We start from the raw sequence: 20,094 nt of genomic DNA, 5'->3' as shown, positions 1-20,094 counted from the left end.
TTCCGTGGAGAGGCCCGCAGGCTACCCCGAGGCCACCGCGAATGGCGACCGAGGAGGGGCGGGGGACATGGCTTTCCTCGGCGCGGATCACGCACCGCGCCGTGGGTCACCGGGCGAGATCAGAACGCGCGGTTGACGGCGTACGCGCAGATCATGTGCTCGGCCTTGTATGTATTCGCGCCAGGGATGCCGTCGATGGGGCCGGTGTAGCCGAAAGCGCGGCCCACCGTCTGCACGCGGGTCCAGTAGATGGAGCCGGGGATGCCATCGTCCTCGGCTGAGGTGCGAGGGCTGCCGCGCCGGTTCAGTTCGCGCGCGGTGATGCGCACGCGGAGCTTCTCCGTGTTCGGTCCCGTCACCCCGTCGATGGGGCCCGTGTAGCCGTAGTCGCGCTGGCCCACGGTCTGGATGCGCTTGTAATAGATTTCACCCGGGATGCCGTCGAACTCGGTGGTCGTCTGCGGCAGGCTGCTGGAGCCGCCGCCCGGAGCCTGGCCCCCGCCCGCGATCTTCCCGCCCGCGTAGTCCATGGACCAGCCCAGGTAGCGCGCGCCCGTCTTCGACGAGTAGCCGGAGACGCTGTTGACGCCAATCGCGTCCCCCCACGACTGGGAGAGGTTGTACGTGGCCATGAACACCGTGCCGCCGCCGCCGTTCAGGTCCGCGCCCACGTGGCCCGCGGAGCCGATGTCCCACCAGTGGAAGGCCCCGGTCAGCGCCTTCGACGCGTCCGTGGAGACGATGCGCGAAGCGCGGTAGGCCTCGATGGCGGTGGGGCGCACGGCGGAGTCCGGGAGCTGCCCGAAGCGGACCATCAGCGACCCGCACCACTGGTTCCACGTCCCGCCGTCGCGCTTGGGATTGGCGGCGGCGAAGGCGCGCGCCCGGTCGTAGATGGGCGAGTTCGCTTCGCCCTCCACCGTGCCAATGGCAGACACATCCCGCCCGGGAGCCTCCACCTCCGGACCGCCGCACGCGGCCAGCATCAGGCCCGCGGACACCAGCAGGGCAGGGGACCACGTCATCCAGTTCGAGCGCATCATCTGTCTCCAAGGGGGGATTCAGCGAAGGTTGGAAAATTACGCTGAATTCAAGCCAAGCGTGATTTACGGACTTGAGTCCCGTTCCGTTGTCGCGGGAGGCCATGCAAAGGTTTCCGCCCATGCGAACGTCCTGGCTTCGTCTGTCGTGGGTGCTGTTGCTCTCCGCCTGTGCGACCACGCCGTCACCGCCACCCGGCGGCACGGCGGACCCGCTGCACCAGGTGCGTCGGGTGCGGGTGGCTCCGGAGGTCGAATTGGAGGTGCTCGACTTCGGCGGCACGGGGCCGGCGCTGGTGTTCCTGGCGGGCGTGGGCAGCACGGCCCACGTCTTCGACGTGCTGGCGCCGGAGTTCATCGCCACGCACCACGTCTATGCCGTCACCCGGCGCGGCTTCGGCGCGTCGAGCTGGCCGGCCACCGGCTACGACAGCGCGACGTTGGGGCACGACGTGCTGGCCGCGATGGACGGCCTGGGGCTCGCGAAGGCGACGCTGGTGGGGCATTCGCTCGCGGGGGATGAGCTGAACTGGATGGGGCTGAACCATCCGGAGCGCGTGGAGGCGTTCATCTTCCTGGACGCCACGGACAACAAGGGAGAGATCGCCGAGTTCCTGAAGCCCGGTCCTCTGCCTCCGTTGCCGTTCACCGTGCTCGACGGGCAGCCGTCACGCGAGGCAGTGAAGACATTGCTGGCGCGCGACCTGGGTGGTCCGTTCCCGCCGCACGAGATTGATCAGGCGTATGAGTTCGACGCTGGCACGGGCGCGTACCTGCGCTACCGCCGCTTGCCTGAGGCGACGGAGCAGTGCATCCGGGGCGCGGCGCTGCCGGACTACGCGAAGCTGCGGGGCCCCGTGCTCGCCATTTCCGATGATCAGGCCTTCGCGGGCTGGGTGGCGTATCTGTCCCAGGCGGAGACCGTCCCCGCGGACCTGCGCGAGCGGGCCCGGTCCTTTCTTCCGGAGCTGCGCCAGCACGAGGCCGACCAGGAAGCCCTGCTCAAGAGCCTGCCGAACTGGAAGCTCGTGACGCTCCAGGGCGCGGGGCACTACCTCTGGCTCCCGCGACAGGCGGAGGTCGTCTCCGAGATGCGCGCGTTCCTCGCGCGCTAGGCCTCCGCTGCTGGAAGGCGCGTGCGGAGCCGCCGGAAGGCCCAGACGTGGGACGCGAGCACCAGGACGATCGCGCCCACCGCATAGGCGAACAGCGTCTCGTGCTGCCGAGGACTGCCGCGATGAAAGCCCACAGATAGACAGGCGGGAGCAAGACGAGCCCGATGAGCCCGCTCATGTCGCTGGCCCAGGCGGGCATCGCCGCCAGCAACATCCCCATTGCCATCAACCGTTTCGAATCGCGCATCGCCCGGCCATCATCCCCCAAAGAGGTCACCTGCAATGAGTTGGAGAGCCCTGATCTGCCCCGCCGTCCTGGTCCTGAGCGCCTGCTCGGATTCCTCCGACCCGGACCCCACTCCGAAACGTCCGCTGAAGGCAGTGCTGTTCCCATACATCCCCGACTCCGCGGGGGACAGCTTCGCAAGCCTGGAGCAGCGGCTGGAGTCCGACTTCGAAGCGGCCCATCCGGACATCGACCTGGACGTCGTGTTCGACGCCAACCTGGATGTCTATGACCTGGACGAAGGCGGGACGCTGAATCAGTTGCTCGGCACGGGGACCGGGGCCGCCCAGGTGGTGGAGGTGGACACGCTGATCCTTGGCTCGCTCGCGGAGAAGAAGTGGATCCAGCCGGTCGCGCTGGAAGCGGGCGTCATGCACTCCGCGGCGGAGGAGGCCGTGAGCATTGGCGGTGAGAAGTACGGCGTGCCCACCTACCTGTGCACCTACGTCGTCTATTCGCGGACCACGAACATCCGGTCCGCGACGGACAGCGCCTCGCTCGTGCGGCTCCTCCGCGAGGCGGCGCCCGGCAAGCGCCCCCTGGCGACGAACCTCGATGGGAGCTGGACGCTGCCTTCCTCGTACATCGATGCCTGGGCGGACACGCATCCGGGAGATGCGCTCTCGAGCGCCATCTCGCTGCCGCTCGACGCTCCGACGGTGAACGCGTTCGCGGACATCGTCGACAGCTGCTCGCTCGAAGCGGGCGTCAATCCGTGCCTGGATGGCAGCTACGCGGACAACACGGTCGCGGAAGTGGCCTTCGCCCAGGAGCAGGCCAACGGCTTCATGGGCTACACCGAGCGCCTGTTCTACATCCTCCAGTCACAGCCCTCCATGCCGCTCCCGGAGGTGATTTCGGTTCCGCTGGGCGCGGGCTCGGCTCCGGCGGTCTTCGTGGATGCGCTGGTGCTCAACGCGAACTGCACCGGGACGTGCGCGGAGGACGCCCGCGCCTTCACGTCGTTCATGCAGGCCCCCGCGACGCGCAGCCTCATCGCCTTCAGTGAGGACGGCCCCCAGGGCACCCGGCCCCGCTACCTGCTCCAGGCCAACCGCGCCTTCTACCAGCAGGAGCCCGCACGCTCCGACCCCATGTACCAGCAGTACGAAGACATCCTGAGCGGAGCTCGGCCCTATCCCAACCAGCGCTTCCCCGAGAACCGGAAGGCGCTCCAGGCGGCCCTGCTCGAAGCCCTCCAGTAACCCGGGGCGGGCGGCGTCTGGCACATGGGCGGGCGAGCCCCCATCGTTGAAGGGGGAAGAGTCCGCCCCCTTCACGCGTCCCATGGCCCGCTTGCACGACAGCCCCGCGTCTCCGCCCCAGCAGGCCCCGCCGCCAGGGCACGACAGTCTCCTCGATGCCGTGCTCGCCAGCATGGGCGAAGGGCTGCTGGTGGCGAACGAGCACCAGCGCCTCGTGTTCCTCAACCCGAGGGGGGAACACATCCTGGGCATGGGGCCCACCGACGAGCCGGTCAGCCGGTGGCCGGTGCACTACGGGCTCTACCTGCCGGACCAGGTCACGCTCTATCCAGCTGAGCGCCTGCCCATGAGCCGGGCCCTCCGGGGGGAGGTCGTCAACCGCGCGGAGGTCTTCCTGCGCAACGCCGCGAGGCCGGCGGGGACCTGGCTGCATGTCAGCTCCAGCCCGATTCGAGACGAGGCCGGCCGGGTGCGCGGCGGCGTCTCCGTCGTCAGTGACATCACCGACGTCAAGCGGGCGGAGGACGCGGCGCGCGAAGGCTCGGAGAAGTACCGGTCGCTCTACAACAGCACGCCCGTGATGATGCAATCCATCGACCCACGCGGGCGGCTCATCAGCGTCAGTGATTACTGGTTGAGCACGCTGGGATACGAGCGCGCGGAGGTGCTCGGGCGCGAGTCGGTGGAGTTCCTCACGCCGGAGTCCCGGAGGTACGCCCGTGAGGTCGTCCTGCCCGAGTACTACAGGACCGGGTGGTGCAGGGACGTGCCGTACCAGCTCGTGAAGAAGAGCGGGGAGATCATCGACGTCCTGCTGTCCGCCATCGTGGAGCGGGACAACTCCGGGAAGATGGTCCGTTCGCTCGCGGTGCTGATCGACGTGACCGAGCGGAAGCGAACGGAGGATGCGCTGCAGGAGAGCGAGCAGCGGCTGCGCGCCATCCTGGACAACGCGCCGACCGTGTTCTTCCTCCTGGATACGCAGGAGCGCTTCCTGTTCGTGAACCGCGAGTGGGAGCGGCTCTTCCACCGCACCCGGCGACAGGTCGCCGGCAAGACGGTCTTCGACGTCTTTCCCCGGGACATCGCGGAGACGCTGCACGAGGCCAACAGGGACATCTTCCAGAGCCGGATCCCCGTGCAAAGGGAGGAGCGGCTCCTGCACGACGATGGGATCCACGTCCACCTCACGCAGAAGTTCCCGCTGCTCGACAGCAATGGGGTGGCCTACGCGCTCTGCGGAATCGCCACCGACATCACCGAGCGCAAGCGGATGGAGGTGTCCCAGCGATTCCTGGCCGAGGCGAGCCGCGAGCTGGTGGCCTCGCTGGACCCTGAAACCACGCTCCAGCGCGTCGCCGAGCTGGCCGTGCCCCTGCTGGCGGAGCTGTGTGTCTTCTTCGTGCGGACGGACGGCGTGGGGCTGCGGCCTGCGGCGGTGGCGGACCGTTCGCCGGTCCGTGCCGCGAATGTGCGGGAGTACCTGCGACTCCACCCGCCGGACCTGGACGCCCCTCACGGTCCGGCCTGGGTGCTGGCCACGGGAGCGTCAGTGGTGTCCGAAGCGTCAGAGGACCTGTGGGATTCCAAGGCGCTGCCGGAGGAGCTGAGACCGCTCCTGGACCGCCCTTCGCTGGGGGTGCCCCTCCAGGCACGAGGCCGCACCCTGGGCGTGCTGTACCTCCTGTCACCGGAACCGGGGCGCACGTATGCGCCGGAGGAGCTGACGCTGACGGAGGAACTCGGGCGCCGCGCCGCGTTCGCCATCGACAATGCGCAGCTCTATTGCTCGGCGCAGGAGTCCGTCCGCGCGCGGGATGAGTTCCTGTCCATCGCCTCCCATGAGCTGAAGACGCCGCTGACCTCCATGCGGCTGCGGGTCCAACAGATGGAGTCCATGCTGCTCCTGGGGACGCGGCCGCTGTCCACGGAGCGGGTGACGCGGATGCTGGAGGTCTTCCAGGATCAGCTCCAACGCCTGTCGAATCTGGCGGACCACCTGCTCGATGTCTCACGCGTCCACGAGAAGCGGATCGATCTGCGGATCGAGGAACTGGACCTGGTGACGGTCGCCCGGCACATGGCGGGCCACATCGCGGAGTCGCTCCAGAAGGCGGGCTGCGACTTCGAGCTGGTGGCCCCGGAGCCGGTCTGGGGCCGCTGGGATCGGCTCCGGATGGAGCAGGTCATGCTCAACCTGCTGACCAACGCGATGAAGTACGGCGCGGGGCGTCCCATCCGGATGGAGGTCGCGAAGCACGCGGACAGGGCGCGGCTCATCGTCGAGGACCACGGCATGGGCATTCCCTTCGAATCCCAGGCCCGCATCTTCGAGCGCTTCGAGCGCGCCGCCTCCCTCAACTACGGAGGGCTCGGACTGGGCCTCTTCATCACGCGACGCATCGTCGAGGCGCACGGCGGAAGCATCCGCGTCGAGAGCGAGCCGGGGCATGGCGCGAGGTTCATCGTGGACCTGCCTCCTCGCATGTCTTGAGTTGCAAGCTGAAGTCATACAGCAACCTGGGTCGGAGTGCAGTGTTGATTGCCAGTCGCATTGAAGGAGAGACGGCTCCCCGGGCGTGAGGGGGCTTCTCCCTGGGCTAGTTTTCACCGCTGGCCATTCAAGGAGGCGGACCATGCCCTGCACTGGCGACGGCTCTGTCGGCACCCTCATCCGTTTTCCCTTGTTGTCCAACTGGGCGCGCACGCGTGCGTTCATTCCGCCCAATCTCATCAGGCCCACGTCGGTCACGCAGTTGGCAGCGGCGGTCCGTGCGGTCGAAACGGGGGGCGGCGTGTTGCGCGCCATGGGCAGTCACTGGTCGTACACGGAGGTCGCGCTCACGCGTGACGTCACGCATGTCGTCGACACCTCGGCGCTCGCGAATCTCCTGAATGGTACGGACGCCACCTCGCCAGCGGCGACACTCCTGCCATTCGCATTGAACGACGACGCGAGAGCGAACGCTGGCAACCTCATCCACGTGGAGGCCGGTATCAAGATCCACGCGCTGAACTGCGCGCTGGACGCACTCGGCAAGGCGATGCCCACGCTGGGCGGCAGCAACGGTCAGTCCCTCGCTGGGGTCATGGGCACGGGCACGCATGGCTCGGATGTCGACTTCGCGTCGATCTCCGATCAGGTGCGTGCGGTGCATCTGGTGGTTCCGGGGGACAGGAGTGGTGGATCGAGCCGGCCAAGGGAGCCATCACGGACCTCACGCGCATGGAGAGCGCACGGGATGCGGGACGGCTGTGCAGCGACATCCGCATCGTCTACGACACGGAGTTGTTCAATGCCGTGTTGGTCTCGGCCGGGCGCATGGGGGTGATCTACGCGGTGGTCGTGGAGGTCGTGAACGCGTTCCGCCTGCGCGAGGACCGCGAGCGGACGACCTGGAACCAGGCTCGCGCTCGAATCCAGACACAGATCATCGACGCGGGAGAGGCATACGAGGGCCCGCGTTTCATGGAGGTGGTCCTCAGCCCCTACGCGGACGGGGCGGGGGAGCGCATCTGCGTCATCTCCACGCGCAGCGAGACGGAGGAGGCGTCGAACGAGCGCCCGCCAGCGCCAGATATCTTTGGCTTCGTCTGCAACCTACAGCCCCTGACGCCCATCCTGGCGGGGCTGGCAGGCCTGATTCCGGGGCTGATCGCCGCGGCGGTAGGGGTGGCGCTCGCGGGAATCTCCTGGATGCTGTTCGTTCCTTTCGTTGGTGGGATCATGTACGCGGCCGCCTCGAGCGTGGTGATCACCGCCGCGACCACGGGGCTGATCGCGCTGCAAACGGCCATCGCCTCGTTGCTGGCCGTGCCGGGCGAGAACATTGCCTCGCGCCTCGCGAACATCGTGAACCTGGCGACGGCGGTGGGGCAGAAGCGCATCGTGCCCGAGCTCATCAACGCCATGATCACCTTCCAGCGCAATCCCGATGAGGCGCCCATCATCAAGGAGAGCTTTCGCATCATGACCGCGCAGCCGGCCTGCGGTGTGCCCTGGCGCGATTCGCCCAACTGCATGCGTGAGATTGACGGGCTGGAGTTCGCGTTGCCCGCCACACCCGGGAGCACGGCGCTGTTCGCGTTCATCGACGATGTGTTCGCGCTCACGCGCGAGTTCTTCGACAACAACCGTCCGCCGGGCTTCGGCCTCTCCATCCGCTTCACGCGGGGCACGCGGGCCTCGATTGGCATGCAGCAGTTCGCGCGCACGGCCTCGGTGGAGTTCCTGATGCTGCGCGGCTTCGCGGGCCACGATGAGTTCAGGCGGCGCCTGTACGCCATCGCGCGCACGCACGGCGCGATTCCGCACTGGGGGCTCATTCATGAGATCGACGTGCCGGAGGTGGAGCGGCTCTACGGAGAGCGGCTCACGAGCTGGCGCAGGCAGTTGCAGCGGTTGATCACCGCCGGCGGCGGGCGCACGGAGACCTTCCGGACCTCGTTCTCGCTGTCTCGCGGCCTGGAGCCGCTGCCCGGGTGCATCGTGCCGCGCGGGCTGGTGGATATCGCGCGGCGCATCCTGCTCGCGCTCGCGAGGTCGCGCGGAATGGGGACGGGTCGCGGGTCCCCAGGCTCGTAGCGCGGGCGCCCTGACAGGCCACCTCGTGGGGCCTAGCTCGCGTCCTGGCGGACCACGGCGGGCGTGGGCTCCACGTCCAGGGGGCGGCCCAGGCAGTCCACACCGTCCTCGGGCGCGGAGGTGCTCTTGGGCCGGTACTCCCAGTGCCACGGCTCGGACGCCACGGTGCGGCGGAAGCCGAAGCGGCACGCGTTGCCCGCGAGCCAGTCATACGTGGGGGACGCTTCCTCGCTGCCCACCACCAGGTCCACCGCGAGCCCGCGGTTGTGATTGGAGCGTCCCGGCCGCGCGGCCTTGGGCCCCAGCCCCTTGCGGTAGCGGCGCCACAGGAAGCGCTGCTGCTGATACGAACGCCACCCACTGGTGACGAGCAGCGGCTGACCCGCCGTGCGCGCCTCCGCGGCCATGCGCTCGAAGGCGGCCGCCGCGTCGCGGTGGAGCCGGTGTCCACTGTGGATCCGCACCAGACGCGGTGTCTTCGCCTTGGCCCTGCGGACCTTCGCTTCCTTCGCGAACCCGACGGGTGCCAGCAGACAGATCAGGAGCACGAGGCCCCAGCGGAGCAGGGGAGAGGACATTCTTCGAGGTCCAAGCAGTGGGCGAGGACCTGAGGCTGCCGCCTTTATTCCGCTCTGAAAAGCAGGCGGCCCGCCGAGCGCTTTCTCCTCGTGTCCGGTCGCCCGGACGTTCCGTGAGACCTAGAAGAGCTTGAGCTGCGCGTCGGGTGCGGGCGCGTCCTTGAGCGGCAGGACGCTGAATCCGTGGGCGCGTGCCCAGGCCTCGCTCGGGCCCTTCCAGTGGTGCGCGTCCATGCGCACGTGGCCCGCGTCGTCGAAGGCGACGCCCTCGGCCTCCAGCAGCTCGCGCTGACGGTTGCCGGAGGTGCTGATGCCTCCCGTGCGGTTGATGATGCGCTGCCACGGCACGGTCGCCGCGCGCGACCCCAACGCCGCCATCGCATGGCCCACGGTGCGCGCATCACAGGCCCCGCCGACGATGGTGGCGATGTCCCCGTAGGTGGCCACCTGTCCGGAGGGCACCTGTTCGCAGACGCGGTAGATGCGCTCGTACGGGTCCTGCGTGTCGGTGGGGGATGCCATCGGGTCTCCGGGCTGGGGCTGTCGGAATCCTACTCATGACATCCACTGATGCACGCGAAACCCGAGGCGTTTGCTCCTCCTGGGGCGCTAGGCCGCCACGGGCTGTCGCTCCTGCGACGGCGCGCCGGCCTGGTTGAACACCGCCCATTCCCGGCGCAGGCGCTCGTACAGGGCATTCAACGGCTGGCCCGGCGCTTCGTACTGTCCGGCGTGGTGCTCCACGATGTGGCGCAGGAGCACGTAGCAGATGGTGGCCGCGCCCGCGTCCTCCACGGCGGTGAACTGTCCCGCGTCCGTGAACCAGAGCGTGGTGGGCATCTGACAGGCCTGCGTGCCCATGGCCACCAGGTGCGCGCCGGGCTTGAGCCACGGGTGCTTCGCGAACAGGTTGGGCCGGTCCACCGTGAGCGCGGAGATGAGGTTGGAGATGCGCCGGTCCTTGAACCGCGAGTCCCCATACACCTGACCGAACACGAGCCCGCGCACCCGCTTCATGAACACCTTGGACGTCAGCGCCAGCAGCGACGTCGCGCGGAGCACCAGCATCTGCGTGAACTCCGGCACGGTGAGCTTCTTGAACGACGGCCAGACATCCAGGTCCATCTGCCGCTTCACCAGCGTGATGACGTCCGTGAGCCGCGCACGCACCCAGACCAGCGCCGTGGCCACCGACGCGGTCAGCACACCGGGGATGAGATACAGGAAGTAGTCCCGAGGCTCCCAGTTGCCCTCGCGAGCGGTCTCGAACCCGCGCCACGCGAGGATGGCGGCGGAGAGCAGGGTGAGGAAGAAGAGCCCATAGGCCAACCACGACACGCCGTTCAGCGTCACCCAGCCGCGCTTCGTGGGGTTCTCCGGGACGTTGTACATCTCCGGGTTCTGGACGCTGACATCGGAGATCACGAGTGTGGGCGGCGGATCCGTCCGGTTGAACGCGAGCAGCAGGCTGTCGATGCCCTGGTTGTCGTAGATGCCGCCGTCCATCAGCGGCAGGCCGTTCTGGAAGCCCGGACCCAGGGCCGCGAGCGCCGTGTCGAGCGGGTAGCCCTGGGGCCAGTGGAACTGCTGCGGGAACACCAGCGGTTCGAAGCCGCCCGGGAAGCACGACGACGCCGCGGCGATGTCCGCCAGCCGGACGTGGCTGGCCACGGGGCGAGGCATCCGGTAGCCGTTGTTGCCCAGGACGGTGCCCGGGTTGTTGCTGCGCCGGAAGCGGAAGTCCAGGCCGGTGTGGAACTCGGTGGTGTTGAAGATGGCTTCCTGGAACTGGAGCCCGCCTGCTTCCAGGACCTCTCCGAAGCGCCGGTCGCCCAGGAAGTCGGGCCGGGCGTAGACGTCCGCGGCGGACCGGATGAGGCTGGCCCACGCGTGGCTGCCGTGGTCGCGGTTGGAGGTCAGTCCGGTCAGGGCCTCCGCGATCACATTCGTCCGCAGCAGATACGCCGAGAACGTCTCGTGAAACGCCTTGAACGGCTTGCCGTCCAGTTGGCTCACCACCCAGGCCAGGCCCGTGAGCGTCCCGCCAGACACGGTGGACAGCCCCACGACATCGGAGAGAAGTCCCACGGTGTCGAGGAACCGCAGTGTCCCCAGGTGGAACGCCGCCGCGCGGTAACCCCCACCGGAAAGGCACAGCGCGAGCGGTCCGAGCGGACCGTGTTTCTCGGAGACAGGGGGCGTGACGTCTTGGCTCATGGGGGGCTTTGAAACGCGGCGGAGAGGACGCCGGAAGCTTAGGCCAACGGCGAGTCCGGCGCCTTCCCACCCTCCGCGGCGTCCAGGTGCTCCTTCAGGAGCGCGTTGACGCGGTCCGGGAAGCGCAGGGGCACGCCGTGCGAGGCATGGGGGAGCTCCACGAAGCGGGCGCCTGGAATTCCCGCCGCCAGCGCCTGCCCGGCCGTGGGGGGAGCGATGGGGTCGTGCGTGGCGCTCACGACCAGGGTCGGCAGGCCCGCCAGCCCCTTGAGGAACGGGGTCGCGTCCGCGCTGCGCATGGCCCGGAACTGGCGCATCGCCACGGGCGGCTGGTCCGCGAGGTCATGGTCGAACAGCTCCGCGAGCTGCTCCGCCAGCGCATCCTTGTCGGCGTGGGCCAGCTCCTCGGGCGCCAGCACCATGCGGAGGAAGGCGTGGCGCCGCATGCGCCGCGTGCCGACCTGGGTCCGAAGGCCCATGAGCAGCAGGCCCGGCGCGAGGCGGGTGGGCACCGCGCCCGTCGCGAACGTGCACAGCAGCGCCAGGCTGCGCACCCGCTCGCGCGCCTTGTGCGCGAGGTAGAGCGCCACCAGCCCGCCCAGCGAGTGCCCCATGACGTGCGCGCTCTTCCAGCCCTGCGCATCCATCAGGGCAAGCACGTCGTCCGCCATCATCTCCACCGTGAGCGCGTCGCCTGGCGGCTGGCTGGCGCCGAAGCCGCGGTTGTCCATGCAGAGACACCGGAAGTGGGAGGCCAGACCGTCCACCTGTGGCCGCCACCCCGAGGCACCGACGCCGACCCCCTGGATCATCACCACCGGAGGGCCCTCACCCTCCACGAACCAGCTCAGCGTGCAGCCTCGGTGCAGGGTGCTCTGTCGGCGGTAGGCGAGGCTCATGCGGACTCCTGGATGAAGCAGGGGAAGGCGTGAAGGCTATCTTGTCCCCAGGGGCATTGGTTCTTCGCGTGGGAGTTGGGGCAGGCTCCCATCCCATGCCAATTCCTTCCTCGCATCGTCGCAAGGTCGCATCGACGGCACTCTTCTGCGCGGGACTCGCGCTGGGCTGGCCCCTGTTCGCGGGCGCGAAGCTCCAGGGTGGGGTGTGTGATCCGCTGAATGATGAAGCCGAAGGCATCCGGGTGCGGCTCGTGTCGGCCACCGCGGATGGCGTTTCCATCATCCCCGCGCAGGGAACGGGCCCCATTGGCGCCGTCTACAACGTGTGGGCCGTGCGGCCAGAGGCGGGAGCGACCGGCGATTTCGCGAAGGCCACGCTCTTTGAAGCGGAGCCGACGGAAGGCACCGGAGAGCTCTACCGGAACCTCAGCCTCCAGAGGCAGCCATGAGGAAGCTTGGCATCGTGCTCGCGGGCATGCTGACAAGTGCCCTGGCCTCCACGCTGTTGACGGCCTGTTGTCCGGACCGCCCCCCGCGCGTGGTCTTCAAGCTGCCCTTCGGAAACTACGGGGTGAGCACCTCCACGGCGGACACGAACTATCGCCTCTTCCTCTCCGAGGACGGGGTCACCGTGGTGGAGACCTTCGAGCGTGGGGGCAAGGCCTACCGGCAGGAGTATCGGGTGACGGAGCGGCAGGAGACCGACATCTAGGGGACCGTGTAGAGCCCGACCACGTTCGGATCCAGCGTGGCGCTGGAGATGCGCAGACCGGTGGCGGTGCTGATGCTCGCGGCGTCCGTCACGCCCAGGTCCGCCAGCGAGAACGACACGCCGCCCAGCTTGGACTGCACCGTGCCCACCGGGTTGCCGGTGAGGCTCGCCACGCCGCTCGTGTAGGAGATGGTCGCGAGCGCCGTGGAGGTGTTGCCCGCCGCCGAAGAGGTGAAGTCGCTTGCGAGCAACGCCAGTGAGTAGCCGCCAATGACCTGGTTGGACGCGTTGATGAGCGTGACCGTGGCGTCGTCACCGAGCGTCGTGGAGGTGGGCGTGCTGTCCACGATGAAGAAGCGCGTCTTCGAGGAGAACGCCGTGCCGAACTGGAAGTGGCCGGCGTTCAGGTTGTTGGTGCCGTCGTGGATGCTCAGCCCGGTGGAGGCTGCGTTGGCATTCGCGGGCACCGTGCCCCGCGCGCTGGGCGTGTTGGTGCTCGTGATGCCGTTGGCCGTGGCGCCCACGAGGTTCGTGAACGTGCCCTCCGATGTCGTGAGCGACGCCAGTTGTGCGTTGCCGGTGATGTTGGCTGGCGTCCCCGCTGTCACCGAACCGCTGAAGGTCGCGCTGGTGACGCGCAGGCGCGTGGGACCGTTCACGACCGGGTCCGGCAGCGCGGTGATTTCGTAGGCGAGGCGGTGGAGGTTCGCCGCGTCGGCCGCGCTGATGCCCAGGTCCGCCGCCGCGCTGCCCGTGCCCGTCGCCAGGGCGCGGGGATCCGCCTGGGTGATCTTCGCGAACAGCACCGCCGCGGACAGATAGCTGCCGTACTTGCTGGAGTGACGGCTGTCCTGGGCGCTCCACAGGTTGAACATCCCCGGTGAGATGCCATCCGCGGGATTCGGGTCGGCCAGGTTCTGGTCCACCGCGCGCATGTAGCCATCGCCCACGCGCGCGACGCCCGTGAAGCCCAGGTCGCGGTAGGCCTTGAAGTACGCATCGCGCAGGTCGGTCTGCATCGCCTGGAGCCCCGAGGTCCCGCTCGGGTAGCCCTGCGCGCTCACGGACGTGGGCGAGGACCACGTCTCATACAGATACAGGTTCGCGGAAGGGTTCGCGGCGCGCACCAGGGTGCGCAGGTCGCGCGCGGCATCCGTGAAGGCCGTGGGCGAGCCACCGCGCGAGGTGGGCAGCGGCGTCGTGCTCTGCTCCTGGAGCACGACGGTGTTCCACGTCGCCTGGCCGATGGTGGACGCCCGGTTCGTGTGGTGCCACCGGAGCGTCTGGCCGCTGGCCGTCTCCAGGCTCACGTTGAACGTGAAGCCGGCCTGCGTGGTCAGCTTCTTGAAGATGCCTGGGATGCCGCCCTGGCCAGAGCCGTTCGTGTCGGTGACGGCGGCCTTGTTGTACGAATAGACGGGCTCCTCGTTGCCGTGCGTGAAGCTGTTGCCCACGAAGAGGATGTTCCCGCTGGTGACCGCGGCGGTGGTGCTCTCCAGGTCGTCCTGCTCGGACTCGGGAAGGGACGCGCAGCCCGCCTGGGTCGCGAAGACGCCCCAGGCCATCAGGCCCAACACTCGCGGGTGAACGGCGGCCAACAACACATCCAGGCGGGACCGGGGCATCTCGCCAGCATAACGGAATAACGGGTTTAACGCGAGCCGGTGTCTGGCTTCACCCGCGCCGGTCGCGCAGCCGTGTGTATGTGTATGAGACGAGCAGCAGCATGACGCCCAGCAGGATGAACGTGAGCACCCGCTGATCCGGCGGCAGCTTCGCCACGTCCACCAGCACCAGCCGCCCCAGGGCGAGCCCCAGCACCGCCAACGCGGCCAGCCGGTACCAGCGCTCGCGCACCGCGAAGCCCACGCCGAAGAGGAGGAAGGCGGCGATGACCCAACCCAGCGTGACGAGCCCCTCGGGCATTCGCGCGCCCACCAATGCCACCAGCGACAGCCCCGCGCCCGCCGCGCAGATGGCGGTGAAGGGCGTCCGGGCCTCGGGTTCGGGCAGGCCGGCGACTCGCACCGTCCCACCGCGCTCCACCAGCACGAACGCCACCACCAGCCCGATGAGCAGGGTCAGGCGTCCCGGCGTCTCCCATTCACACGCACCCAGCGCCACGTAGAGGATGAGCACGCCCACGCCGCGCAGCACCGGGGACTCCACACCGCGCGCGGCCAGGCCCGCGACCAGCCCCGTCACCGTCCATGCCGCCACCAGCGCGACGTCGTCGTAGCGCGCGGGCATGGCCAGCGCGAGCGTCACCGCCGTCAGCGCCAGGTACGCGTGGATCAGCGCCGCGGGAGCACGCTGGAGCCTCGACACGACGGCCCCCGCGCCATGCGCCAGCGCGACGACGACGAGGAAACCGAAGAGGTGCGAGTCCTGCTCCTGGGAGACCTCGTACGCGCCCAATGACGTCAGGCCCACCCAGTTGAGCAGGGTGAAGGCGAGGCTCGCGCGCACGGGCAGGTCGCGCGGGCGCACCAGCAGCGCCACGGAGAACAGCAGGAAGTAGAGCGCGAGGAAGCCCAGGCTCAACAGGAGCCGGTCGTCCTCGGGCGCACCCGGCGCCATGTGGCCCGTGCGCACCGCCCAGACGACGTGCGTGCTGTACACGGCCACCAGGCTGGACAGCGGAACGATGACCCAACGGTTGCGCACCAGGAAGAACAGCGCGCCCGCCGCGAGCAGCGTCGTGGACAGCAGCGTGAACGCGGTGATGTCGCTGAGCATCCCCGTGTGCAGCCCCAGGAACAGCGCGATGCCCGCCACTGTCTCGGATTGCATCCGGTGCGCGATGGTGACGATGGCCACCACGAACCCCGCGAGCAGCACCAGCGCCAACACCTCGCTGTCGATGACCCGCACCGCCGGGATGAAGTGCAGCGCGTAGGTGACGAAGTACGCGAGCGCCAGGCCGCCGCCGAAGACGATGCGCCCGAAGAGTTGATGCCGCCGCGCCAGCCACAACCCGAACGCGCCCAGCCCCGCGCTGAGCAGGTAGCCCGCGCCCACGCGCGCCAGCACCCCCAGCTCCCCGAAGTGGTACGTGATGAGGTACGCGATGCCGATGATGAGCGCCACGATGCCCAGGCGGCTCAACCAGTAGGTGCCGACATGCGCCTCCATGTCCCGCTGCTCGGGCGCGGCCACCGGAGGCGTCACAGGGGCCACCGAGGGCGAGGCCACGGGGCGCGGCACCTCCCGGGCCTCCAGGCTCGCGAGCCGCGTCTCCAGGGCCGCGACCGTCGCCTCCAACCGCCTCACCGTCTCCCGCAGGTCCTGCCCGTCACCCTCGTCCGACATGGACTTCCCTCGTACACCAGCGCGCGCTCCGGCCCTGGATACCTTCAAGCACAGGCCCGGCAACCCTTCAATTTGCGACGAATCAGTTTTTCGCTTTTGTCTTGAATGTCATGATTAGCGGGCTGTCCATCCCGCTGGAGGCATTCGTGCTGATACATCTTCGTTCGTGGGTCCTCGCTGCGACGGCCCTCCTGACCACCACCGCGCAGGCGCAGTCCACGCCCGCGAAACCCCGGCTCCTCGTCACCACCGACATCGGCGGTGACCCGGATGATCAGCAGTCGATGCGCCGGCTGCTGCTGTACGCGAACGAACTCGACATCACCGGGCTCGTGGCCTCCGCCTCGGGGACGCCGAACGAGGTGGGAACGGCGGTCGTCCGGCCCGACCTCATCGAGGACATCGTCGACGACTACGGGACGGTGCAGTCCAACCTGTCGAAGCACGCCTCGGGCTATCCGACCGCGACGACGCTGCGCTCGCGCATCAAGTCCGGCTCCCCGAACCGGGGCGTGGCGAACCTGGGCGCGGGGAAGTCCACCGCGGGCTCCAATCACATCATCGCCATGGTGGATGCCTCGACGGCGCCGCTGCACGTGACCCTCTGGGGCGGGGCGCATGACCTGGCGCAGGCGCTCTACGACGTGCGGGCGTCGCGCACGGCGGCGGGCCTTGCCACGTTCCTCTCCCGGCTGCGCGTGTACGCCATCGCGGACCAGGACAAGACCTCCGGCACGCAGGGCACGGGCGAGTGGATCCGCGCCAACTTCCCCACGCTGCGCTACGTGGAGGCGGGCCCGCCGACGACGGACGGCTACACGTCGCTCTTCCGGGGCATGTATCAGAACGACGCGACGGGCGGAGGCCGGCCCACCGTGCAGTTGGTGGAGTCCGCGGTGGTGCCGCTCAACCAGGAGGCCTGGCTCAACGCGAACGTCCGCACTGGCCACGGCGCCCTGGGCGCGGGCTACCCCGTGGTGGTGCAGAACCCCAGCACTTCCCGCAACACCCAGGGCGTGAAGGAGGGCGACACGCCGAGCTGGTTCTACGTGCTGCCCAACGGCCTCCAGGACCCCGAGCAGCCCACCTGGGGCGGGTGGGGTGGCCGCTTCAAGCTGGACGCGGGACAGCACTTCGTGGACGCGGAGGACGCGCACGGGTCGGGCAGCAGTGACTACGCCGTGCGCCGCAAGTGGACGGTGGCCCGCTGGCGGGAGGCCTACCAGAACGACTTCGCGGCCCGCATGGACTGGTGCGCCACGGCCACCTACGCCAACGCCAACCACGCCCCCGTCGCGGTCGTGGACGGGGACTCGAGCGCGAACATCCTCCAGCGCACGGTGACGTCCGGGAGCACGGTGGCCTTGAGCGCCACCGGTTCGTCCGACCCGGACGGCGACACGCTGAGCTACCAGTGGTTCCAGTACGTGGAGGCGGGCTCGTATGCCCAGGCCGTGACGCTCACGGGCGCGAACACGCGCGACGTGCGGTTCACCGCGCCCACGGTCGGCAGCGCATCCACTGTGCACCTCGTCCTCGCCGTGAAGGACAACGGCAGCCCCGCGCTCACGCGCTACCGGCGCGTCGTCGTCACCGTCCAGCCCGCCGGCAGTGGGAACACGTCGCTGCGCGGGCACTGGAAGCTCGATGAAGGGCAGGGCGGTACCACCGTGGATGCTTCGTCCTACGGGCAGTCCGGAACGCTGCTCAACGGCCCGGCGTGGGCCGACGGCAAGCAGGGCGGCGCGGTGGAGTTCGACGGCGTGGATGACCGCGTCGACCTGGGCAACCCCACGCACCTGCGCCTCACCGGCGCGATGACGCTGTCCGCGTGGGTGTTCATCGACACGTTCAGCGGCAATGGCCGCATCGTGAACAAGCAGGGCCCCAGCGGCAGCCGGGGCTGGAGCCTCAACGTGGAGGCGGGTGGCTACGCGTCGTTCCAGGTCGCCAGCAGCAGCACGCAGTTGGTCATCGTCGACGGCGCGTCCACGCTGCCCACCGGGCAGTGGGTGCACCTGGCGGGGACGTACCAGCCCGGCGTGGCGCTGCGGCTCTACGTGAACGGCGTGCAGGACGGCGCGCTCACCACGGGCGTCCCGGCGTCGCAGTACAACCCGGGCATCAACGTGGCCATCGGCAGCCGGCCCGGAGGCGGCACGCCGTTCGACGGCCGCATCGATGAAGTGCGCGTGTATGACCGGGTGCTCAGCGCGGCGGAGCTTCAGCAGCTCTGACGCCGCGCGGGCGTGGCACCGGCCCCCGGGAAGTGCGCACGGGGGCCGGATGCCTTTGCTTCAGGCGAGGTTGTGGAACACGTGCTGCACGTCGTCGTCCTGCTCCAGCATGTCCACCAGCTTGAGCACCTCCGTGGCCTGCTCCTCGGGCAGCTCCTTCAGGGTTCCGGGCAGGGGGATGTACTCGGACTGCGTGGACACGGGCGCGATGCCCTTGGCTTCAATCGCCGACATGAGCTTGCCGAAGTCGGCGAACTTGCAGCGCAGGAGCAGTTGCTTCTCGCCCTTCTCGCCGGTCGTCTCGCCCATCTCCTCCAGGTCGTGGTCGATGAGCTCCAGCTCCAGCTCCTCCTGGTTCACGCCCTCGGCGTCCAGGCGGATGGCGCCCATGTGCTCGAAGAGGCGGGACACGCTGCCCGCCGTGCCCATGCTCCCGCCCAGCTTGGTGAAGGGGAAGCGGACGTTGGCCACGGTGCGCGTGACGTTGTCCGTGGCCGCCTCCACCAGGATGCCCACGCCGTGCGGAGCGTAGCCTTCGTAGAGGAGGATCTGGTAGTCGGCCTGGTCCTGACCACTGGCGCGCTTGATGGCGGCGTCCACGTTGGTCTTGGGCATGTTCGCCGCGCGGGCGTTCTGCACGGCCCGGCGCAGCGCGGGGTTCGACTCAATGTTCGGCCCGCCCGCCTTCACCGCGATCACGATGTCCTTCGTGATGCGCGTGAAGACCTTCGCCATCTTGTTCCAGCGGGCGAACATCGTCGCCTTGCGTGTCTCGAAAATGCGTCCCATGGTGTCCTCAATATACCGTGAGCCGCCCCAGTGGAGAGGCTTTCGGAAAAGAGCGTGTGTGTCATCCGCGCGGGAAGCGGCTCGCCAGCGCGTCGGCCAGGGGGCCCGCGCCCGTGCGCAGGGGGTCCACGCAGGGCAGGCCATGCGCCCGGCCGGTGGCCTCCAGGAGCGAGAGCGCCTCGGCCTCGCCCAGGTGTTCCGTGTTGATGGCGATGCCCGTGCACTGGATGGCGGGGTTCGTCAGCCGGCCCTCCAGCACCGTGCGGTCGATGACGTCCTGGATGGATGGCAGCGGGTGCTTCACGCCTCGCATCCGGGTGCGCGTGGGCTCATGGCAGACGATGAACGCGTCCGGCTGCGCGCCGTGCAGCAGGCCCAGCGTGACGCCCGCGAAGGAGGGGTGGAACAGCGACCCCTGGCCCTCCACCACGTCCCAGTGGTCCGCGTCGTTCGCGGGCGTGAGCCACTCCGCCGCGCCGGAGACGAAGTCGGACACGACGGCATCCAGCGCCACGCCACGCCCGGAGATGAGGATGCCCGTCTGGCCGGTGGCCCGGAAGTCCGCCTTCCACCCGCGCTGACGCAGCTCCTTCTCCAGCGCCAGCGCCGTGTACTTCTTGCCCACCGCGCAGTCGGTGCCCACGGTCAGCACGCGCAGGCCAGGGCGCTTCGTGCCCTGGCCGGTGGCGAAGTCCCGGTCCGGGAAGCGCACGTCGTGCAGCCTGCGCCCATGCTTCGCCGCCGCGGCGGCCACGGCGGGGAACGAGGACAGCCGCTTATGCAGCCCGGTGGCCACGTCCATCCCGGCCTCCAGCGCCCGCACCAGCGTGTCCACCCACGCGTCCGCCAGCACGCCGCCCGGATTCACCACGCCCACCACCAGCGTGCGCGCGCCCTTCGCCTTCGCCTGGGCGATGTCCATGTCCGGCAGACCACAGTCCGCCGCGCAGCCCGGGAGGCGCAGCTGACCCACGCACCAGTCGGGCCGCCAGTCCACGATGCCGTGCGCCGTCTTGGCCGCGAGCTGATCCCTCACGTCTCCCAGGAACAGCAGGTAGGGCTTGTCGATGTCCACGCGCGGTGCCTTAGCACGGCCGAAAAACGGCGTGGAAATGGCGC

At 69.1% G+C, this 20,094-nt stretch carries 17 protein-coding genes; 8 read left to right on the top strand and 9 right to left on the bottom strand.

Annotation, left to right across the window (positions count from 1 at the left end; all coding sequences use genetic code 11):
- Positions 1-119: 119 nt before the first annotated feature.
- A complete protein-coding gene (locus ACX114_RS23605; protein ID WP_459288028.1) occupies positions 120-1,043 on the bottom strand; it encodes a hypothetical protein in 924 nt (307 codons plus the stop codon).
- A gap of 119 nt (positions 1,044-1,162) precedes the next feature.
- Between ACX114_RS23605 and ACX114_RS23600 the strand changes: the two genes are divergently transcribed.
- The 5 genes from ACX114_RS23600 (at position 1,163) to ACX114_RS23580 (ending at position 8,231) form a co-directional block, all read left to right on the top strand.
- Positions 1,163-2,155 (top strand): alpha/beta fold hydrolase, encoded by a 993-nt coding sequence (locus ACX114_RS23600; protein WP_459288026.1) that lies wholly within the window; start codon positions 1,163-1,165, stop codon positions 2,153-2,155.
- Between the two features lie 282 nt (positions 2,156-2,437).
- A complete protein-coding gene (locus ACX114_RS23595; protein ID WP_459288024.1) occupies positions 2,438-3,646 on the top strand; it encodes a type 2 periplasmic-binding domain-containing protein in 1,209 nt (402 codons plus the stop codon).
- A gap of 82 nt (positions 3,647-3,728) precedes the next feature.
- On the top strand, positions 3,729-6,140 hold the full coding sequence (locus ACX114_RS23590; protein ID WP_459288022.1) for a sensor histidine kinase: 2,412 nt from the start codon (positions 3,729-3,731) through the stop codon (positions 6,138-6,140).
- A gap of 142 nt (positions 6,141-6,282) precedes the next feature.
- Positions 6,283-6,978, top strand: coding sequence for an FAD-binding protein (locus ACX114_RS23585; RefSeq protein ID WP_459288020.1), 696 nt, complete (start codon positions 6,283-6,285; stop codon positions 6,976-6,978).
- A complete protein-coding gene (locus tag ACX114_RS23580; protein ID WP_459288018.1) occupies positions 6,873-8,231 on the top strand; it encodes a D-arabinono-1,4-lactone oxidase in 1,359 nt (452 codons plus the stop codon). The genes ACX114_RS23585 and ACX114_RS23580 overlap by 106 nt, the downstream gene beginning before the upstream one ends.
- A gap of 32 nt (positions 8,232-8,263) precedes the next feature.
- Here the strand turns inward: ACX114_RS23580 and ACX114_RS23575 are convergent, their stop codons facing one another.
- The 4 genes from ACX114_RS23575 to ACX114_RS23560 form a co-directional block, all read right to left on the bottom strand.
- Positions 8,264-8,809 carry a M15 family metallopeptidase gene (locus tag ACX114_RS23575; protein WP_459288016.1) on the bottom strand — a complete coding sequence of 182 codons (546 nt, stop codon included), beginning with the start codon at positions 8,807-8,809 and terminating at the stop codon, positions 8,264-8,266.
- A 120-nt stretch (positions 8,810-8,929) separates the two neighbouring features.
- Positions 8,930-9,331, bottom strand: a complete 402-nt coding sequence (locus tag ACX114_RS23570; protein WP_459288014.1) for an MGMT family protein — start codon at positions 9,329-9,331, stop codon at positions 8,930-8,932.
- 87 nt (positions 9,332-9,418) lie between these two features.
- A complete protein-coding gene (locus ACX114_RS23565; protein WP_459288013.1) occupies positions 9,419-11,026 on the bottom strand; it encodes a patatin-like phospholipase family protein in 1,608 nt (535 codons plus the stop codon).
- A gap of 38 nt (positions 11,027-11,064) precedes the next feature.
- Positions 11,065-11,925 (bottom strand): alpha/beta fold hydrolase, encoded by an 861-nt coding sequence (locus ACX114_RS23560; RefSeq protein WP_459288011.1) that lies wholly within the window; start codon positions 11,923-11,925, stop codon positions 11,065-11,067.
- Between the two features lie 95 nt (positions 11,926-12,020).
- On the opposite strand from ACX114_RS23560, the gene ACX114_RS23555 reads away from it, so the two are divergent.
- Both ACX114_RS23555 and ACX114_RS23550 read left to right on the top strand, forming a co-directional pair.
- Positions 12,021-12,374 carry a hypothetical protein gene (locus tag ACX114_RS23555; RefSeq protein WP_459288009.1) on the top strand — a complete coding sequence of 118 codons (354 nt, stop codon included), beginning with the start codon at positions 12,021-12,023 and terminating at the stop codon, positions 12,372-12,374.
- Positions 12,371-12,637 (top strand): hypothetical protein, encoded by a 267-nt coding sequence (locus ACX114_RS23550; protein WP_459288007.1) that lies wholly within the window; start codon positions 12,371-12,373, stop codon positions 12,635-12,637. The genes ACX114_RS23555 and ACX114_RS23550 overlap by 4 nt, the downstream gene beginning before the upstream one ends.
- Here ACX114_RS23550 and ACX114_RS23545 read toward each other — a convergent pair.
- Both ACX114_RS23545 and ACX114_RS23540 read right to left on the bottom strand, forming a co-directional pair.
- A complete protein-coding gene (locus ACX114_RS23545) occupies positions 12,634-14,241 on the bottom strand; it encodes a cell division protein FtsK (protein WP_459300254.1) in 1,608 nt (535 codons plus the stop codon). The two genes, ACX114_RS23550 and ACX114_RS23545, sit on opposite strands and share 4 nt — an antisense overlap.
- 70 nt (positions 14,242-14,311) lie before the next feature.
- Positions 14,312-15,949, bottom strand: coding sequence for a DUF2339 domain-containing protein (locus ACX114_RS23540; protein WP_459288005.1), 1,638 nt, complete (start codon positions 15,947-15,949; stop codon positions 14,312-14,314).
- Between the two features lie 110 nt (positions 15,950-16,059).
- On the opposite strand from ACX114_RS23540, the gene ACX114_RS23535 reads away from it, so the two are divergent.
- Positions 16,060-18,186, top strand: a complete 2,127-nt coding sequence (locus ACX114_RS23535; protein WP_459288003.1) for a nucleoside hydrolase-like domain-containing protein — start codon at positions 16,060-16,062, stop codon at positions 18,184-18,186.
- 60 nt (positions 18,187-18,246) lie between these two features.
- Here ACX114_RS23535 and ACX114_RS23530 read toward each other — a convergent pair whose 3' ends face one another.
- Entirely contained in the window at positions 18,247-18,975 is a 729-nt protein-coding gene (locus tag ACX114_RS23530) for a YebC/PmpR family DNA-binding transcriptional regulator (protein ID WP_459288001.1), read from the bottom strand.
- Between the two features lie 61 nt (positions 18,976-19,036).
- Positions 19,037-20,050 carry an N-acetyltransferase DgcN gene (gene dgcN, locus ACX114_RS23525; RefSeq protein WP_459288000.1) on the bottom strand — a complete coding sequence of 338 codons (1,014 nt, stop codon included), beginning with the start codon at positions 20,048-20,050 and terminating at the stop codon, positions 19,037-19,039.
- Between the last annotated feature and the right edge of the window lie 44 nt (positions 20,051-20,094).

The sequence above is a fragment of the Corallococcus sp. M7 genome (genome assembly GCF_054512695.1).
This window is presented reverse-complemented; position numbering and strand designations above follow the sequence as displayed.

Coding starts and splice junctions, on each gene's coding strand:
- ACX114_RS23560 (WP_459288011.1), bottom strand. CDS start 11,925: ATGAGCCTCGCCTACCGCCGACAGAGCACCCTGCACCGAGGCTGCACG.
- ACX114_RS23580 (WP_459288018.1), top strand. CDS start 6,873: ATGGAGAGCGCACGGGATGCGGGACGGCTGTGCAGCGACATCCGCATC.
- ACX114_RS23565 (WP_459288013.1), bottom strand. CDS start 11,026: ATGAGCCAAGACGTCACGCCCCCTGTCTCCGAGAAACACGGTCCGCTC.
- ACX114_RS23570 (WP_459288014.1), bottom strand. CDS start 9,331: ATGGCATCCCCCACCGACACGCAGGACCCGTACGAGCGCATCTACCGC.
- ACX114_RS23605 (WP_459288028.1), bottom strand. CDS start 1,043: ATGATGCGCTCGAACTGGATGACGTGGTCCCCTGCCCTGCTGGTGTCC.
- ACX114_RS23555 (WP_459288009.1), top strand. CDS start 12,021: ATGCCAATTCCTTCCTCGCATCGTCGCAAGGTCGCATCGACGGCACTC.
- ACX114_RS23550 (WP_459288007.1), top strand. CDS start 12,371: ATGAGGAAGCTTGGCATCGTGCTCGCGGGCATGCTGACAAGTGCCCTG.
- ACX114_RS23530 (WP_459288001.1), bottom strand. CDS start 18,975: ATGGGACGCATTTTCGAGACACGCAAGGCGACGATGTTCGCCCGCTGG.
- ACX114_RS23590 (WP_459288022.1), top strand. CDS start 3,729: ATGGCCCGCTTGCACGACAGCCCCGCGTCTCCGCCCCAGCAGGCCCCG.
- ACX114_RS23595 (WP_459288024.1), top strand. CDS start 2,438: ATGAGTTGGAGAGCCCTGATCTGCCCCGCCGTCCTGGTCCTGAGCGCC.
- ACX114_RS23535 (WP_459288003.1), top strand. CDS start 16,060: ATGATTAGCGGGCTGTCCATCCCGCTGGAGGCATTCGTGCTGATACAT.
- ACX114_RS23540 (WP_459288005.1), bottom strand. CDS start 15,949: ATGTCGGACGAGGGTGACGGGCAGGACCTGCGGGAGACGGTGAGGCGG.
- ACX114_RS23575 (WP_459288016.1), bottom strand. CDS start 8,809: ATGTCCTCTCCCCTGCTCCGCTGGGGCCTCGTGCTCCTGATCTGTCTG.
- ACX114_RS23600 (WP_459288026.1), top strand. CDS start 1,163: ATGCGAACGTCCTGGCTTCGTCTGTCGTGGGTGCTGTTGCTCTCCGCC.
- ACX114_RS23585 (WP_459288020.1), top strand. CDS start 6,283: ATGCCCTGCACTGGCGACGGCTCTGTCGGCACCCTCATCCGTTTTCCC.